The 18,074-nt window shown below is 73.5% G+C and carries 5 protein-coding genes and 1 pseudogene; 1 reads left to right on the plus strand and 5 read right to left on the minus strand.

Annotated features, from left to right (window positions below; all coding sequences use genetic code 11):
• The first annotated feature begins 87 nt into the window (after nt 1–87).
• Nucleotides 88–1,329 carry a cytochrome P450 gene (locus tag GA0070612_RS24680; protein WP_088991738.1) on the plus strand — a complete coding sequence of 414 codons (1,242 nt, stop codon included), beginning with the start codon at nt 88–90 and terminating at the stop codon, nt 1,327–1,329.
• Between the two features lie 57 nt (nt 1,330–1,386).
• Here the strand turns inward: GA0070612_RS24680 and GA0070612_RS24685 are convergent, their stop codons facing one another.
• From GA0070612_RS24685 to GA0070612_RS31630, 5 genes and pseudogenes are all read right to left on the minus strand, one after another.
• Nucleotides 1,387–3,342 carry a hypothetical protein gene (locus GA0070612_RS24685; protein ID WP_157742588.1) on the minus strand — a complete coding sequence of 652 codons (1,956 nt, stop codon included), beginning with the start codon at nt 3,340–3,342 and terminating at the stop codon, nt 1,387–1,389.
• Nucleotides 3,327–4,097, minus strand: a complete 771-nt coding sequence (locus tag GA0070612_RS24690) for an ABC transporter ATP-binding protein (RefSeq protein WP_088990090.1) — start codon at nt 4,095–4,097, stop codon at nt 3,327–3,329. The genes GA0070612_RS24685 and GA0070612_RS24690 overlap by 16 nt, the downstream gene beginning before the upstream one ends.
• Nucleotides 4,098–4,140: 43 nt before the next feature.
• Nucleotides 4,141–4,890 (minus strand): thioesterase II family protein, encoded by a 750-nt coding sequence (locus GA0070612_RS24695; protein WP_408630581.1) that lies wholly within the window; start codon nt 4,888–4,890, stop codon nt 4,141–4,143.
• Between the two features lie 19 nt (nt 4,891–4,909).
• Nucleotides 4,910–8,686, minus strand: a pseudogene (locus GA0070612_RS24700) (type I polyketide synthase); the annotation flags it as partial.
• Between the two features lie 91 nt (nt 8,687–8,777).
• Nucleotides 8,778–18,041 (minus strand): type I polyketide synthase, encoded by a 9,264-nt coding sequence (locus GA0070612_RS31630; RefSeq protein WP_456299245.1) that lies wholly within the window; start codon nt 18,039–18,041, stop codon nt 8,778–8,780.
• Nucleotides 18,042–18,074 lie beyond the last annotated feature (33 nt).

The raw sequence follows: 18,074 nt of genomic DNA on the forward strand, positions 1-18,074 counted from the left end.
GACCCCCGATCCGGGTCGTGGCGCATTTCCCGAAGACCCGTTCTTCCTATCGTGGAGACAATGTCCATGCGGAAATGAGTGGTGACGATGACCAGTGCGACGCAACATCCCGCCCCGGCCGGATCGGGCACCGGGGAGCCGGCTCCGCTGCCCCGGCAGCGCGGCACGTGTCCGTTCTCTCCCCCTGACGAACTCCTCCAGCGCGCCGAGGAGCACCCGGTCAGTCCGCTGATCATGGCGGACGGGTCGGTCGGCTGGCTGGTGACGCGGGCCGAGGACGTCCGGGCGGTGCTCGCCGACACCCGGTTCAGCGCGGACATCCTCAAGGCGTCGAACCCGATCCAGGTGATCCCCGAGGAGGCCAAGCAGCTCCCGCCCGATCCGGCGTTCTTCATCCACGTCGACCCGCCGCACCACACCCGTTACCGCAAGATGTTGATGGGTCAGTTCACCATGCGCCGGGTCCGCGCCCTGGAGCCGCGGATCTCCGAGATCGTCACCGAACGCCTCGACGCGATCGAGGCCGCCGGCCCGCCGGCCGACCTGGTCCGGGACTTCGCCCTGCCCATTCCCTCACTGGTCATCTGCGAACTGCTCGGCGTGCCGTACGCCGAACGGGAGCAGTTCCAGACGCTGACCGCTGCGATGCTGCGCACCGACGCCACCCCGATGGAGGTCGGGATGTCGGCCTGGAACCTGCGGCAGTACCTGGCGGCTCTGGTGGCGACCAAACACGAGGAGCCGGACGGCGCCCTGATCTCCGGCCTGATCCACGACTCGGACGACGACCCGCTCACCGACGAGGAACTGACCAGCATCGCCATGCTGTTGCTCGTCGGCGGCCACGAGACCACCGCCAATCAGCTCAGCCTCGGCGTGTTCGCGCTGCTCACCAATCCCGAGCAGCTGGCCGTCCTGCGCGCCGACCTGGACCGGGTGCCGGACGCCGTCGAGGAGTTGCTCCGCTACCTGCCGACGTTCCAGTTCGGCGTGACGCGCCTCGCGACCGAGGACGTGCCGGTGGGCGGTCAGCTCATCCGCGCCGGTGAGAGCGTCAGCCTCTCGTTGTCCGCCGCCAACCGCGACCCGTCCCGCTTCGTCGACCCCGAGGTCTTCGACGTGACCCGGACCGGCAACCAGCACCTCGCCTTCGGTCACGGCGTACACCTGTGCATCGGCCAGCAGCTCGCCCGCGCGGAGCTCCGGATCGCCCTGCGGGCCCTGCTCACCCGCTTCCCCGGGCTGCGCCTGCACGGGGAGGCGGACGACGTTCCGCTGCGCTCCGAGTCGCTGATCTACGGCGTCCGCGAGCTGCCCGTCACCTGGTGACGTCCAGGCACACACGAGGGCTCGGCCACCGCGGTGGCCGAGCCCTCGTCGTCGTGCTCAGTGGTTCAGTTCGTCGACCCTCTCGGGGTGCCGGGTCACCACCGGGGCGGCGGCGAGGCCGGCACGGTCCACGGTCGCCTGCCGGCTCTCCCGGCGGGCCAACCGGAGCTGGTGGAAGCCCGCGGCGATGAGGCCCAGGCCGAGCAGGACCATGACGCCCACGACCGGCCAGTGCAGCTCCTCGGGGACGAGGCGGGCCACGAACCAGGAGTCCCGGTCGGGGTCGGTGTACTTCAGGAAGGCCGGGACCACACCCTGCGCGATCAGCGGAACCCAGCAGACGATGAAGCACACATAGACGGCGGCGCGGCGAGCGGGCGACGCCTTCTCGATGCCGAGGCGGCTCTCGCCGAGATCCACCCCGCCGAGCGACGCCGTGATCTGATCCCAGTCGACGTCCCCGGTGAGGTTGCTCCTGCGGGAGGTGGCGGCCCGCATGGTGGCCAGCAGGTCGGGGCCGGTGGCTTCCAGGTGCTTGGCGGCGAGGTCGCCGAGCAGCCAGGCCAGCAGGATGCCGGTGACCAGGCCGACGCCGGCGCCCGCCCAGTCGGGGCCGTAGCGGACGGTGAGGTAGGCGGGGGCCGCGGTGGCCGCGACCAGCACCAGCATGAGCAGCACCTGGGTGAAGTCGGTGCCGTTCTCCAGGAGGTTGCCGCTGCGCTTGTGCGGGTCGGTCATCGGCACCGGGCGCAGCACCGAGATCAGCACGATGACGCCGGCGCCGCCGCCGACCAGGGCCGGCACCAGGGCGGCCAGCCAGGGCCAGGCCCACGTCTGCCCACTGAGCAGCGTGGGCACGACACTGAGGACCACCACCACCGGCGCGGTCAGCAGCAGCCAGGCGAGCTGGCGGCCACGGACGTCCTTCCGGGCGGCCCCGGGGGTGAGCACGGTCTGCCAGATGACCGTGCCGTCCTCGCCGTACAGGTTGGCGGAGATGGCGGCGGCCCAGATGCCGAACGCGACACCGATGAACGGCACGAAGATCGGCAGGTCGACCAGGAGCGGCAGCAGACAGAACGCGAGGGCGTACACCAGCGAGAAGACCAGGTAGTGGAAGCGCATCAGGTCACGGGACGCGGTGCGCAGCTCCCGACCGACGACGGCTCGTACGCCGCCACCCCGGACCTGCTGGGCTGCGGTGCGACCGCGCGCCGGGCGGCCGCTGGCGCTGCGGTGGCTGAGCCGGCGGACCAGCAGCGCGGACCAACCGAGCATGGCCAGCACGCTGAGCACGGCGAACCCGGCCGGCACGGCGGCGGCCAGCAGCCAGTCACCACGGCCGGCGGCCTCCACGGCGACGATGCCCCAGCCGGACGGCAACCGGCGCACCCAGGCCGCCAGGTTGTCCGGGAAGCCGGCGGTGAGGGCGTACTGGATGGTGGGTTTGAGCACCCAGCCGGTGTGCGTGAGCGCCAGGATGCCGCCGCTGATGACGGCCGCCAGCACCGCGCCGATCTTGGCGCGCATCAGCGTGCTGAGCGCGGCGGTGACGAACCGGGAGGCGAGCACGACGAACAGCAGTTGCAGGAACACCACCGGCACCGCGATCAGCGCGGCGGCGCCGCCGACCGGGAGGGCGACGACGATCAGCGCGGTGAAGGCCACCAGGCTGACCACCGGGGCGACGCCGACGAACGCGACGGCGAGCAGGCCGAAGGCGAGCCGGCGCGGTGGGATCGGCAGCAGCGCCAGGTGCTCCGGGCGCAGCGTCTCGTCGCCGCCACCGAACAGCACCGGGCCGAACAGCCAGCCGATCATCCAGACGGCGAACGCCGCGCCGACCAGGTCGAGGGGTAGGCCGTCGACCGGCCAGTCGTGCAGGGCGAGCCAGATCGTGCCTCCGGCGAGGACCAGGCCCAGCACACCGCCACCGATCATGTCGGCGGCGCGCTGCCCGGTCATCGAGTGCCGCAGGACGGCCAGCTTCATCCGGATCAGGATGCCAACCATGACAGCTCCCCCGCGCTCACCGGCTGGCCGCCGACCAGGTCGACGAACCGGTTCTCCAGGGTGCTGCCGCCGCGGACCTCGTCGAGCGGGCCGGAGGCGACCACCCGGCCGCCGGTGACGACCGCGACATGGTCGCAGAGCTGTTCGACGACGGGCATGACGTGACTGGAGAAGACCACCGAGCCGCCGGCGGCGACGAACCGCTGGAGGATCACCTTGATCGTCGCCGCCGAGACGGGGTCGACGGCCTCCAGGGGCTCGTCGAGGACCAGCAGCTTCGGCGCGTGCAGCAGCGCCGTGGCCAGGCCGATCTTCTTCCGCATGCCGGTCGAGTATTCGAGGACCAGGGTGCTGTCGGCCCGGTCGAGTTCGAGGACCTCCAGCAGCTCCTGGCTGCGCTTGGCGACCGCCTCGGGTTCCATCCCCCGCAGCAGACCCAGGTAGGTGAGCACCTCCCGGCCGGTGAGCCGCTCCGGCATGCCGAGGCTGTCGGGGAGGACGCCGATCAGCCCCTTGGCGCGGACCGGGTCGGCCCAGACGTCGACACCGAAGATCTCGGCGCGACCGCTGTCCGGGCGCAGCAGCCCGACGGCCATGGACAGCGAGGTGGTCTTGCCGGCCCCGTTGGGACCGACCAGCCCGAAGAACGAGCCGCCCGGCACCTCCAGGTCGACGTGATCGACGGCGCGCTTGTCACCGAATGCCTTGGACAGCCCGATGAGCCGCAGAGCCGGCGTGGGTGTCGGGGTTGTCACTGGTACCTCCGGAAGTCTCGGACTGGTCAAGCCGGCGTCGCCGTCAGCCTGACGTCAGGCGATCCACAATGGTCTCCAGTATGTCCGTCTGGTGGTTGTTCAGGTAGAAGTGACCACCCCTATAAACTTTCATGGCGTAGGGGCCGGTGGTGTGCGTCCGCCAGGAGTCGGCCTCGTCCACTGTCACCTTCGGGTCGGAATCGCCGGTCAGGACGGTGATCGGGCAGGACAACGGCGGACCGGGCCGGTACACGTAGGTCTCCGCGGCCTTGTAGTCGTTGCGGATCGCCCCGATGATCATCCGGATCAGCTCGTCGTCGTCGAGCAGTTTGCCCTCGGTGCCGTTGAGCCGGCGCATCTCCGCGATCAGGCCGTTGTCACCCAACTGGTGGATGTGCTCGTCGCGGTGACGTGACGGCGCGCGCCGCCCGGAGGCGAACAGATGCTTCAGGACGATGCCGTCCTCCTCCAGGAGCCGGGCCACCTCGAAGGCGACCGAGGCTCCCATGCTGTGACCGAACAGGGCGATCGGGCGGTCGGCGAGGGTGGCGACCTGCTCCGCGACCCGGGTGGCCAGGCCGTGAACGGTGTCGATGCACGGCTCGGCGCGACGGTCTTGCCGGCCGGGATACTGCACCGCGAGCACCTCGACGCCGGTCAGGGCGCGCGAGACCGGGTGATAGTAACTGGCCGATCCGCCGGCGTGCGGCAGGCAGACCAGACGCACCGGCGCGTCCGGCTTCGGGTGGAACCGGCGCAGCCACAGGCTCGTGTCGACAGTGGCAGTGGTGATTGTCATCGAAGTCTCCGTCTCACAGGGTCGTGGTCAGCCAGTCGTGCACCGCCTGGGCGGTGCGACCGACCTGGTCGCCGAGCATCGTGAAGTGGTTTCCGGTGGCGTCCGCCACCGTGTGCGGGTGCTGCCAGGACGGCCGCCAGTCGCGGTCCTCCGGCACCGCGCCGAGGGGCTCCCCGGCGCGGACCAGCAGGGTGGGTGCGGTGCTGGGCAACGGCGCGAAGTCGCCGTAGTGGCGGATGTACGAGGCCCAGGCGAGGTACCGCTCGTCGGGCACTCCGGCGTCGTCCATCTCCAGCCCGTTGAGCAGTTCGGGGATCCACTGGCCGAGAACCGCGTCGGCCGGCGGGTAGGAGTCGAGCAGCACCACGGCGGCCGGCGTGGTTCCACCGGCCTCCAACTCGGCGGTGAGGGCGTTGGCGACCAGACCGCCGGCCGAGTGTCCCAGCAGGACGAACGGCTCGGTGCCGACGTCCTCGCGGATCGCCCGGACCTGTAGGCGCAGCGCGGCGGCCAGGTCGGCGGGGGCCGGCTCGTCCGCCTGGTAACCGGGATTGACCAGGGCGGAGATCCGGTACCGGCCGCGCAGGGCGCCGGCCAGCCGGGCGTACTCCTGCGGACCGGCCATCAGCGAGGTCGTGCAGCACGCGATGATCCGCGGCCCGTCGCCCTCCTCGGCCAGGCGCGCCAGCGTCGGTACGGCCACCCGCCCGGCGTCCACGTCGTCGGCGGTGAACGTCGGCCGGTACCCGGCCAGCCGCATCAGCAGTGTCGTGTACTCGTGCAGGTCGTCGTTCTGCCGTGCCTGCTTGAACAGCACGTCCAGGGTGGGGGCCGGCGTGGTCGGCGTCGTCCCGGCCATCTCCGCCATCAGGTGCCGGGCCAGCCGGTCCGGGTCCTGGTAGGTGAAGAGCAGGCCGGGAGGCATGTTCAGGCCGGCGGCGGCGTTGAGGCGCAGGCGGATCTCCTGCCCGATCACCGAGTCGACGCCGAGTTCGAGGAAGTCCCGGCCGGGCCGGATGGACTCGATGCCGGGGTAGCCGAGGACCTCGGCGGTCTCCCGCCGGATGAGGTCGCGGACCTCCTCGAACGTGGAGTCGCGGGACAGGACCGGCGCCGCCGACGCGGCCGGGGGCTGCTCGGCGGGGGCGGCTGCGGTCGGCATGGTGACCGGCTCCAGCGCCGGCCAGTAGTGCTGCCGCTGGTACGGGTAGGTGGGCAGGTCAACGCGCGCGGTGCCGGGCAGCAGCGCCGCCCAGTCCGGTCGTACGCCCCGACAGTGCAGCCGGGCGAGCGCCGTGACCAGGGCTTCCACGTCGTCCCCGGCGCGGCGCTGCGCGGCGACGAACAGCGGGGCGGTGTCCCGGTCGGCGCCCTCGACGCAGTCGGCACCCAGCGGGGTGAGCACCGCGTCCGGGCCGATCTCCAGGTAGGCGCTGACACCCCGCTCGTGCAGGGTCCGGATGCCGTCGGCGAAGCGGACGGTGGCGCGGACCTGGTCGACCCAGTAGTCGGTGTCGAACTCCGCGACGCCGCCGGTCACCGTGGAGACGACCGGAATGCGGGCGGGGGCGTGGGTCAACCCTCGGACGACCCGGGCGAAGTCCGCGGTCACCGGTGCCATCAGTGGTGAGTGCAGGGCGTGCTCCACGTCCAGCGTCCGGGTCTTGCCGAACCGCGCGACCACCTGCCCGACCGCCTCCGCCGCGCCGGACACCACCACCGACTTCGGGCCGTTGACGGCGGCGACGGACGCCACCGCCTCGAATCCGGCGAGCGCATCCCGGACCTCCGCCTCGGTGGCCCGGACCGCGACCATCACGCCGCCGGCCGGGAGTGCCTGGATGAGCCGTCCTCGTGCCGCGACGAGCGCCGCCGCGTCGGACAGCGACAGCACTCCGGCCGCGTGCGCCGCCGCGACCTCGCCGCTGGAGTGTCCGATGAGCTGGTCCGGGACCACTCCGAACGAGGTGACCAGGCGGTACAGCGCGACCTCGACGGCGAACAGTGCCGCCTGGGCGTACCCGGTGCGGTCCAGGGCGGCCTCCTCGTCGAGGACGACCTCCCGGATCGACCGGTCCAGGTGCACGTCGAGTTCGGCGCAGGCCGCGTCGAACGCCTCGGCGAACACCGGGAAGGTGGCGTACAGGTCCCGGCCCATGCCGACCCGCTGCGCGCCCGGCCCGGAGAAGACGAAGGCCACCTGCGGTCGGGCCGCCGCGAGGTCGCCCGGGTCGGTCCCGTCGGCGATCCGGGTCAGCGCCGCGGTCAACGTGTCCATCCCGGTGCCGACGGCGGCCGCCCGGTACTCGAAGTGCGAGCGGGTGACCGCGAGCGACCCGGCCACGTCGGCCGGGTCCAGACCGGGGTGCTCCCGCAGGTACGCGAGCAGCTGCGCCGCCTGGGCGCGGAGCCCGGCGGGTTCGCGGGCCGACACCGGCCAGGCCAGGACGCCGTGGGTGGCACGGGCGCCCGGGGTGGCGAGCCGGGCCGCGGTCTCCTCGGGTTGTTCGAGGATCACGTGGGCGTTGGTGCCGCTGACCCCGAACGAGGAGACGGCGGCGCGGCGCGGCCGACCCTCGGCGGGCCACGGGCGCGACGAGGTGAGCAGTTCGACGGCCCCCGCGGACCAGTCCACCTGTGGGGTGGGCCGGTCGACGTGCAGGGTGGCCGGGAGCACGCCGTGCCGCATCGCCTCGACCATCTTGATGATGCCGGTGACGCCGGCGGCGGCCTGGGTGTGGCCGATGTTCGACTTGATCGAGCCGAGCCACAGCGGCCGGTCGGCGGGGCGGTCCTGACCGTAGGTGGCCAGCAGCGCCTGCGCCTCGATCGGGTCGCCGAGTCGGGTGCCGGTGCCGTGCGCCTCGACGACGTCGATGTCGGCCACGGTGAGCCGGGCGTTGGCCAGCGCGGCCCGGATCACCCGCTGTTGGGCGGGGCCGTTCGGGGCGGTCAGGCCACTGGACGCGCCGTCCTGGTTGACCGCGCTGCCGCGCAGCACGGCGAGGACGGGGTGACCGTTGCGGCGGGCGTCGGACAGCCGTTCCAGCAGGATCATCGCGGCGCCCTCGCCCCAGCCGGTGCCGTCGGCGGCGGCGGCGAACGACTTGCAGCGGCCGTTGGTGGCGAGCCCACCCTGCTTGGAGAACTCGACGAACACCGACGGGGTGGCCATCACCGCGACGCCGCCGGCCAGCGCCAGGTCGCACTCGCCGTCGCGCAGGGACTGGGCGGCCAGGTGGACCGCGACGAGCGACGACGAGCAGGCGGTGTCCACGGTGAGCGCCGGCCCTTCCAGTCCGAACGTGTACGAGATCCGCCCGGAGACCACACTGGCCGAGTTGCCGGTGCCGAGGTGCCCGTCGAAGCCCTGCGCCAGGGCGGCGACCAGCACACCCGTGTAGTCCTGGTTGTTGGTGCCGGCGAAGACTCCGGTCCGGCTGCCGCGGGCGGCGGCCCGGTCGATCCCGGCCCGCTCGAACGTTTCCCAGGCGATCTCCAGGAGCAGCCGCTGCTGCGGGTCCATGGCGATCGCCTCGCGCGGCGAGATGCCGAAGAAACCGGGGTCGAAGTCACCGGCGTCGTAGAGGAAGGCGCCGGAGCCCGCCGTGCTGAGTTCGGACAGCGCGGCCAGGTCCCAGCCACGATCGGACGGGAACTCACCGATCGCGTCCCGGCCCTCGATCACCAGATCCCAGAGCTGATCGGGCCCTCGGACTCCACCGGGCAGCCGGCAGCCCGTCGAGACGATCGCGATCGGTTCGGGCGCGGGCGGGGCCGCCGGGGCTGCGGCGCGTTGCTTGAGCCGCTTGTTGTCGGCGAGCGCCGCACGCAGCGCCGCCACCACCTCGTCGTAACTCGTGGCCATCGTCTACTCCCCGTCAGCTCTCGGTGCCGTCGAGGGCGAGGCGGACCAGCTCGCTCACGTCGAGCTCCGCCAGGTCCTCACCGTCGTCGTCGGTGGCCGGCGGCGCGTCCGGCGCCTCCGGCCCGGTCTGTGCCAGGCCGAGCAGGGTGTCCAGCAGGCCGGCCGCGCGCAGCCGCTCCACCGGGATCCGGGACAGGACCTCACGGACCTGCTGCTCCTCCGGGTCCCCCGCCGCCTCCGGGCCGGCCAACTGGTCGAGGACGTGCTCGGCCAGGACCAGCGGTGACGGGTAGTCGAAGATCAGGGTCGCGGGCAACGGCAGGCCGAGTTCGGCGGAGAGCGCGTTGCGCAGCTCCACACCGGTCAGCGAGTCGAAGCCCAGTTCCAGGAATCCGCGGTCGACGTCGACACCGCCGGGTGCGGTGTGCCCCAGCACGGTGGCGGCGTTCTTGCGGATCAGGTCGAGCACGACGCGCTCCCGCTCGGCTGCCGGCAGTCCGGTCAGACTGCGTCGCAGGGCGTCGGCGTCGGCGTCGTTCTCGGCCCCCGGCGCACCGGCGGTGAGCGCGGCCCGCGCCTCGTCGATCTCGTCGAGCAGCCGGCCGGAGCGGACCGCCTGGAAGGGCAGCGCGAACCGGGCCCAGTCGACGTCGGCGACGGCGAGCGCCACCTCGCGGTCGTCGATGGCGGCGGCCAGCGCGTCGATCGCCGACTCCGGGTTCATCACGGGCAGGCCGCGGCGGCGCAACTGCTCCTGGGCCGGCCCTTCGGCCATGCCACCGTCGCCCCACGGCCCCCACGCCACGGCGGTGCCGGCGAGGCCGCGGCCCCGTCGGGCCTCGGCGAGGGCGTCGAGGTACGCGTTGGCTGCCGCGTACGCGCCCTGCCCGCCGCTGCCCCAGATCCCGGCAATGGAGGAGAAGAGCACGAACGCGTCGAGCTGTCGCTCCCCGAGCAGCGCGTCCAGGTGCACCGCCCCGGCGATCTTGGCGCGGACCACGGCGGCGAACTCGTCCAGGTCGGTGTCCCGCAGCGATCCGGGGGTGCCGATGCCGGCGGCGTGCACCACGGCGGTCAGCGGCAGGTCGGTGGGGACGCGGTCGAGCACGCCGGCCAGCGCGTCCCGGTCGGCGACGTCACAGGCCTCGACGGTCACCCGGGCGCCGAGCGCGGTCAGTTCGGCGGTCAGGTCGGCCACCCCGGGTGCGTCGGCGCCCCGGCGGCTGAGCAGGAGCAGGTGCTCGGCGCCCCGCTCGGCGAGCAGGCGCGCGACCCGTCCGCCCAGTGCTCCGGTGCCGCCGGTGACGAGGACCGTTCCGCGCGGTTGCCACTGCGGCCCCGGGGTCGTGCCGCGGGGATGGCGGACCAGCCGGCGGCCGAAGATCGCCGAGGCGCGGATCGCCACCTGGTCCTCACCGCCGCCGGCACCGGCGCCGGCCAGCACGGCGCAGAGCCGCGAGCCGGCCCGGTCGTCGAGCTGCGGCGGCAGGTCGACCAGACCTGCCCACAGTCGCGGCTGCTCCAGGGCGGCGACCCGACCGAGACCCCAGACCTGCGCCTGGGCGGGCGCGGCGACCCGCTCCGAGCCGCCGATCGCGACGGCCCCACGGGTCACGCTCCACACCGGAGCCGTCGCCCCGAGCTGGTCGAGGGCCTGGACCAGTGTCACAGTGCCGGCGACACCTCTGGTCAGGATCGGGTGTGTGGGGTGCGGGGACTCGTCGAGGGCGAGCACTGACACGATGCCGTGCACCGGGCCGTACTCGTCCAGGGCGGCGCCGATCCGCGCGGCGGTGCCGGCGCGGGTCAGGTCTGCCGGCGTCAGCGTGACGGTTCCGGTCGCCGCGCCGTGCCGGCGCAGCACGGCGGCGAGTTCGGCGGTGGGGTGGTCAGGGGTGCTGACCAGCAGCCAGGTGCCGGTCAGCGTGGGCGTCCCGGTGGAGGACAGGGGCCGCCAGCGGACGCCGTACCGCCACCCGTCGATCGTCGAGCTCCGCCGGGCCTGTCGCCGCCAGATGGAGAGCGCCTGGACGACCGCCGGGAGGGTGGCGTCCGGTGGCAGGGCGAGTTCGGCGCCGATGCCGGCGAGGTCCGCGCGCTCGATGCGGTCCCACAGGTGCGCGTCGTCGGACGCGGCGGCGGGCGGAGCCCAGGAGACCGACCCGGGCCAGTAGTGCTGCCGCTGGAAGGCGTACGTGGGCAGCTCGACCCGCCGCGCACCGGGGTGCACGGCGACCCAGTCCACCGCGACACCGCGGACGTGGAGCTGGGCGAGCCCGGCGCGCAGGGCGGTCGGTTGGTCGCGGTCGGACCGTTGCAGCGGTACGAACACCGCGTCGGTCACGCAGTCCGCGCCCATCGCGGAGAGCACCCCGTCCGGGCCGATCTCCACGAACGTGGCGACACCCAGGCTCTCCAGGGTGGTGATGCCGTCGGCGAAGCGGACCGCCTCCCGCACGTGCCGCACCCAGTAGGCCGCGTCCGGTGTCTCGGCGACCTGACCCGTCACGTTGGAGATGATCGGAATCCGCGGCTGCGCGTACGTCAACGTCGCGGCGACCGACGCGAACTCCGCCAGCATCGGCTCCATCAGGACCGAGTGGAACGCGTGGCTGACCGTCAACCGCTTGGACTTCGCGAAGTGCGCGGCGACGGCTGTCACCGCGTCGGCGACGCCGGACAGCACCACCGAACGGGGTCCGTTGACGGCCGCGACGGAGACGCCGTCGACCAGCAGCGGCACCACCTCGGCTTCGGTGGCCCGCACCGCGACCATGACCCCGCCGGCGGGCAACGCCTGCATCAGCCGGCCGCGTGCGGTGACCAGCTTCGCGGCGTCGGCCAGGGTCAGCACGCCGGCGACGTGGGCGGCGGCGATCTCACCGATCGAGTGGCCCACCAGGTAGTCGGGGGTGGCGCCCACCAGGCGGTACAGCGCGACCTCGACCGCGAACAACGCGGCCTGCGTGTAGACCGTCTGGTCCAGCTCGTCGCCGTCGGCGATCACCGACCGCAGCGGTCGGTCCAGGTACAGGTCCAACTCGGCGCAGGCCGCGTCGAACGCGTCGGCGAAGACCGGGTAGGTGGCGGCCAGGTCCAGGCCCATCCCCGGCCGCTGTGAACCCTGGCCGGAGAACACGAACGCCGTCCGGCCGCGCACCACCGACCCCCTGATCGGGGCCGGTGACCCGGTGGCCGTCGCGGCCAGCTCGGCACGGCCGAACACCGCGGCCCGGTGCCGATGCGGGGTACGGGTGGTGGCGAGGGAGAATCCCACGTCGGAGGGGTCCAGCCCCGGGTGCTCGTCCAGGTGGGCGAGCAGCCGCTCGGCCTGGTCCCGCAGCCCCTCCTCGGTACGCGAGCTGAGCAACCAGACGCACGGCCGCTGCGGGTTCGGGGCGGGGTCCGGGGCTGCCGGGATCGGGTCGCCCTCCAACACGACGTGGGCGTTCGTGCCGCTGATGCCGAACGACGACACGGCGGCCCGGCGTGGTCCGACGCCGTCCCACGGCAGGGACCTGTCGAGCAGCGCGACAGCACCGGACTCCCAGTCCACCTCGGCGGTCGGCTGGGCCACGTGCAGGGTCCGGGGCAGCACCCCGTACCGCATCGCCTGGATCACCTTGATCACCCCGGCGACACCGGCGGCGGCCTGGGTGTGGCCGATGTTGGACTTGATCGATCCCAGTCGCAGCGGACGGTCCGCGGATCGGTGCTGCCCGTAGGTGGCGAGCAACGCCTGGGCCTCGATCGGGTCACCGAGTCGGGTGCCGGTGCCGTGCGCCTCGACGAGGTCCACGTCGGAGGGTCGTAGGCCGGCGTCGGTGAGGGCGGCCCGGATGACCCGCTGCTGGGCGGGCCCGTTGGGGGCGGTCAGCCCGTTCGACGCGCCGTCCTGGTTGATCGCGCTGCCGCGTACCGTGGCGAGGATCTGGTGGCCGGCGGCCAGCGCCGCGGATCGGCGCTCGAGCAGCAGCATGCCCGCGCCCTCGCCCCAGCCGGTGCCGTCGGCGTCGTCGGCGAACGCCTTGCAGCGACCGTCGGCGGCGAGCCCGCGCTGGCGGCTGAACTCGACGAAGCGGCCCGGGGTGGCCATCACGGTGACGCCGCCGGCCAGCGCCTGCCGGCACTCGCCCCGGCGCAGCGACTGGGCGGCCAGGTGCAGCGCGACGAGCGACGACGAGCAGGCGGTGTCGATGGTGACGGCCGGGCCCTCCAGGCCGAGCGCGTAGGAGATCCGGCCGGAGGCGACGCTGCCGGCGTTGCCGGTCATGGTGTGCCCCTCGACGCCCTCGGTGGAGCCGTAGAGCAGCGCGCCGTAGTCCTGGCCGTTCGAGCCGACGAAGACACCGACCTGCTCGCCACGGGCGGTCGACGGGTCGATGCCGGCGTGCTCGAACGCCTCCCAGGCGGTCTCCAGCAGGAGCCGCTGCTGCGGGTCCATGGCCAGGGCCTCGCGCGGCGAGATGCCGAAGAACTCCGGGTCGAACGCGGCGGCGCCGTAGAGGAAGCCGCCCTCGCGGACGTAGCTGGTGCCGGAGTTGTCCGGGTCGGCGTCGTAGACGCTGTCGACGTCCCAGCCACGGTCGGCGGGGAACGTGGAGATCGCGTCCACCTCGTCGCGCACGAGCTGCCACAGCTGGTCGGGGTTGTCGACGCCGCCGGGGAAGCGGCACGACATGCCCACCACGACGATCGGGTCGTCCTGCCCGGCAGCGCCGACGGAGAAGCGCTGCTCGGCAGCGCCAGAGACGCCCTGACCGGCGGCGGGCTCGGTGTCACTGTCGACGCCGAGCAGGCCGCTGAGGTGGGTGCCGAGGGCGAGCGCGCTCGGGTGGTCGAAGATCAGGGTGGCGGGTAGCCGCAGGCCGGTGGCGGCGGCGAGCGCGTTGCGCAGCTCGACGGCGGTGAGCGAGTCGAAGCCGAGGTCGCGGAAGGCACGTTCCGGTTCCACGCCGTCCGCGTCGGGGTGGCCGAGGACCGCGGCGGCGTGCCCGCGGACCAGGTCGACGAGCGCGGTGGCGCGGTCCCGGGCGGTCATCGACCGCAGCCGCCGGGTCAGCTCGCCGGACGGGTCGACAGCGGTGGTCGCGGCGGCTTCGGGGATGGCGGCGAGGGTCGGGTTGGGGCGTACCGCGGTGAAGCCGGGCGCGAACCGCTCCCAGTCGACGTCGGTCAGCGCCAGCACCGGCTCACCGCCGCCGATGGCCTGGGCGAGACCGGTGAGGGCCAGCTCCGGGTCCATCGCGCCCAGGCCGCCTCGGCTGAGCCGCTCCCGACGTACGGCCTCCTCGGCGAGGCCGCCGTCGCCCCAGCGGCCCCAGGCGATCGAGGTCGCCGGCAGGCCGTCGGCGGCCCGCTGCTCGGCGAGGGCGTCGAGGTACGCGTTGGCGGCGGCGTACGCGCCCTGTCCCGCGTTGCCGAGGGTGCCGGCGAACGACGAGAACAGCACGAACGCGGTCAGGTCCCGGTCCCGGGTGAGGTCGTGCAGGTGGTGGGCGGCGACGGCCTTCGGGGCCAGGACCCGGTCGATCCGGTCCCGGTCGAGGCTGCCGAGGGTGCCGTCGTCCAGGACGGCGGCCGTGTGGAAGACGGAGGTCAGGTCGTCCAGCCCGTCGATCAAGGCGCGTAGCGCGTCCCGGTCGGCGATGTCGCAGGCGGTGATCGTCACTCGTACGCCGGTCTGCTCCAGTTCGGCGCGCAGGTCGTCGGCGCCGGGGGCGTCCGGGCCACGACGACTGACGAGCACCAGGTGCGCGACGCCGTTGCGGGCCAGCCAGCGGGCCGTGTGCGCGCCGATCGCGCCGGTGCCGCCGGTGACCAGCGCGGTGCCCGACGGCGACCAGCGGGGTGCGCCGCTCTGCGGGGCGCGGGTCAGCCGGCGGGTGTAGAGGCCCGAGGCGCGGACGGCGAACTGGTCCTCGTCGTCGCCGGCGGTGAGGGCCGCGGCGAGCCGGGCGGCCGAGCGGGGATCGGGCTGCGCGGGCAGGTCGACCAGGCCACCCCAGCGGTGCGGCTCCTCCAGGGCGACGACCCGGCCGAAGCCCCAGAGCGAGGCCTGCGTGGGTGCCGGGGCGGCGTCGGAGCGGCCGACCCGGACACCGGACCGGGTGGCGAGCCAGAGCGGGGCGGTGACGCCCGCGTCCGCGAGCCCGTGCAGCACCGTGGACGTGTGATGCACCGCGTCGGCGGCGGTCGCCTCGGCGAGGGGCAGCGCGAGCAGGGACACCACTCCGTCGACAGGCGTTCCGGCGACGGCGGTGGCGACCGTGTCGGCGACGGTGGTCCGCTCGATCGGGCCTTCGTCGATGGTCACCGGTACGGTCCGGGCACCGGCCTGCCGGAGAGCGTCCTCGACGGCGTCCGACCACTGTTCGTCGGTGGGGCGCAGGACCAGCCAGGTGCCGGTGTGGGTGCTCTCGGCCGGTGTGCTCCGGCTCTGCCAGGTGATCTGGTAGCGCCAGTCGTCGAGGATGTGGTGCTGGCGGGCGCGGCGACGCCAGGCGGTGAGGGCGGGCAGCAGCTCGGTGCCGTCGCCGGTGATGCCCAGCGGGGTCAGGTCGCCGTTCTCGACGGCCCGCCAGAACTCGCTGTCCACCGGGTCGGCCAGGCTCGTCGCGCTGCCGGGGGTGGGCCAGTAGCGTTGGTGTTGGAAGGGGTACGTCGGCAGGTCCACCACCCCGGTCGCCGGGATGACTATGGTCCAGTCGACGGGTGCGCCCTGCACCCATGCCTCGGCCAGCGACCGCACGAACCGCTCCGGGCCGCCTTCGCCGCGACGCAGGGTGCCGACGGTGGTGGCCTCGATCGCCCCGGTCAACACCGGATGCGCGCTGACCTCCACGAAGATCCGGTTACCGGCCGCCTGCGCGGCCTGCACCGCCAGATCCAGACGCACCGGCTGACGCAGGTTGCGATACCAGTAGGCGGCATCCATGACACCGCCGCCCTCCACGGTCGAGAACACCGGCACCGCACCGGGCAGGGGCTGCACACCATCCAGCAGACGGGCCAACTCCGCCTCGACCGGCTCGACCAGAGCGCAGTGCGACGCGTAGTCCACCTTCACCCGCCTGACCCGCACCCCCGCCGCCTCCGCAGCGGCCAGGAACCCGTCCAGGTCCGCACCGGCCACCACGACACTCGTCGGACCGTTGACCACCGCGACACTCACACCCTCGGTCAACAGGGGGGCGACCACGTCCAGGCCGGCGCTGACCGACACCATCCCGCCGCTGCCGGCGATCGCCAACAGGGCCTGACTGCGCAGGGCGACCACCTTGGCCGCGTCACTCAGCGACAGGACACCGGCCACACAGGCCGCGGCGATCTCACCCTGCGAATGACCGATCACCGCATCCGGAGTGACGCCCTTGGACCGCCACACCTCGGCCAACGCGACATGCACCGCCCACAACACCGGCTGCACCACATCCACCCGCTCCAACGGGTCATCGGAGCGCAACACGTCCAGGAGATTCCACTCCACGAACGGCGCAAGCGCCGCCGCACACTCCGCGACCCTCGCCGCGAACACCGGCTCGGCGTTCAACAACTCGGCGGCCATGCCGACCCACTGCGAACCCTGACCCGGGAACACGAACACCACACCCGCGTCCGGGTGGGCCGAGCCGGACACCAGCGCGCCCGACGGCAGGCCGTCCCGGAGGGCGGACAGACCGGCGCCGTGATCCGGGCCGAGCACGACCGCCCGGTGGCTCAGCACCGATCGGGTGGACAGCAGCGAGTACGCGACCGCCCCCGGATCCGCCGTCACCCGCGACAGCCGCTCGGCCTGCCCGCGCAGCGCCTCCGGCGCCGCCGCCGACAACAGCCACGGCACGTTCGGTTCCGTCACGACCGGCACGTCGACAGGCGCGGCGGGCGCGACCGGCTCGTCGGCGGGCCCGGCCGGCGCCTCCTCGATGATCACGTGGGCGTTGGTGCCGGACACCCCGAACGACGACACCCCCGCGCGACGCGGGCGCTCCCCCGCCGGCCACGGCCGGGCGTCGGTGAGCAGCTCCACCGCACCGGCCGACCAGTCCACCTGCGGTGTCGGCTCGTCCACGTGCAGGGTGCGCGGCAACGTCTCATGACGCAGCGCCTCGACCACCTTGATGATCCCGGCGACACCCGCGGCGGCCTGGGTGTGCCCGATGTTCGACTTCACCGACCCCAGCCACAGCGGCTGACCGGCGGGCCGGTCCTGGCCGTAGGTCGCCAGGACCGCCTGCGCCTCGATCGGGTCACCCAGGGTGGTGCCGGTGCCGTGCGCCTCGACCGCGTCGACGTCCGCCGCCGACAGCCGGGCGTCGACCAGCGCGGCCTGGATCACCCGCTGCTGCGACGGCCCGTTCGGGGCGGTCAACCCGTTCGACGCGCCGTCCTGGTTGACGGCGCTGCCGCGCACCACGGCGAGCACCCGGTGCCCGTTGCGGACCGCGTCGGAGAGCCGCTCCACCAGCAACACCCCGGCGCCCTCGGCGAAGCCGGTGCCGTCGGCGGCACCCGCGAACGCCTTGCACCGGCCGTCCGCCGCCAGGCCACGCTGGCGGGAGAAGCCGACGAACAGCGACGGGGTGGCCATCACCGTGACACCGCCGGCCAGCGCCAGCGAGCACTCACCGGCCCGCAGCGCCTGCGCCGCGAGGTGCAGTGCCACCAGCGACGACGAGCACGCGGTGTCGACGGTGACCGCCGGGCCCTCCAGACCCAGCGAGTACGACACCCGCCCGGAGATGACAGCGCCGGCGTTGCCGGTGGCCAGATAGCCCTCCAGCCCTTCGGAGGCGCCCATCAGGATGGCCGAGTAGTCCGAGCCGTTGGTGCCCGCGAACACGCCGGTCCGCGACCCGGACAGCGACGCCGGGTCGATGCCGGCCCGCTCGATCGCCTCCCAGGACACCTCCAGCAGCAGGCGCTGCGCCGGGTCCATCGCGAGGGCCTCGCGGGGGCTGATCCCGAAGAAGCCGGCGTCGAAGTCGCCCGCCCCGCTCAGGAACCCGCCCTCGGCGGCGTACGACGTCCCGGGGTTGTCCGGGTCGGGGTCGAACAGCGCCTCGGTGTCCCAGCCCCGGTCGGACGGGAACGGCGTGATGCCGTCGCCATCGCCGGCGACCAGGTTCCACAGCGACTCCGGGGAGTCCACGCCACCGGGGAACCGGCAGCCCACGCCGATGATCGCGATCGGCTCGTCGGCGCGTACCTCCAGGTGCCGGATACGCTCCTGGGCGGTCTCCAGGTCGGCGGTGACCCGCTTGAGGAAGTAGCGCAACCGCTCTTCGTTGGCCATCGGTAGGTCTCCCCT

Source organism: Micromonospora chokoriensis, assembly GCF_900091505.1.
Taxonomy (GTDB): Bacteria; Actinomycetota; Actinomycetes; order Mycobacteriales; family Micromonosporaceae; genus Micromonospora; species Micromonospora chokoriensis.

Coding starts and splice junctions, on each gene's coding strand:
- GA0070612_RS24680 (WP_088991738.1), top strand. CDS start 88: ATGACCAGTGCGACGCAACATCCCGCCCCGGCCGGATCGGGCACCGGG.
- GA0070612_RS24685 (WP_157742588.1), bottom strand. CDS start 3,342: ATGGTTGGCATCCTGATCCGGATGAAGCTGGCCGTCCTGCGGCACTCG.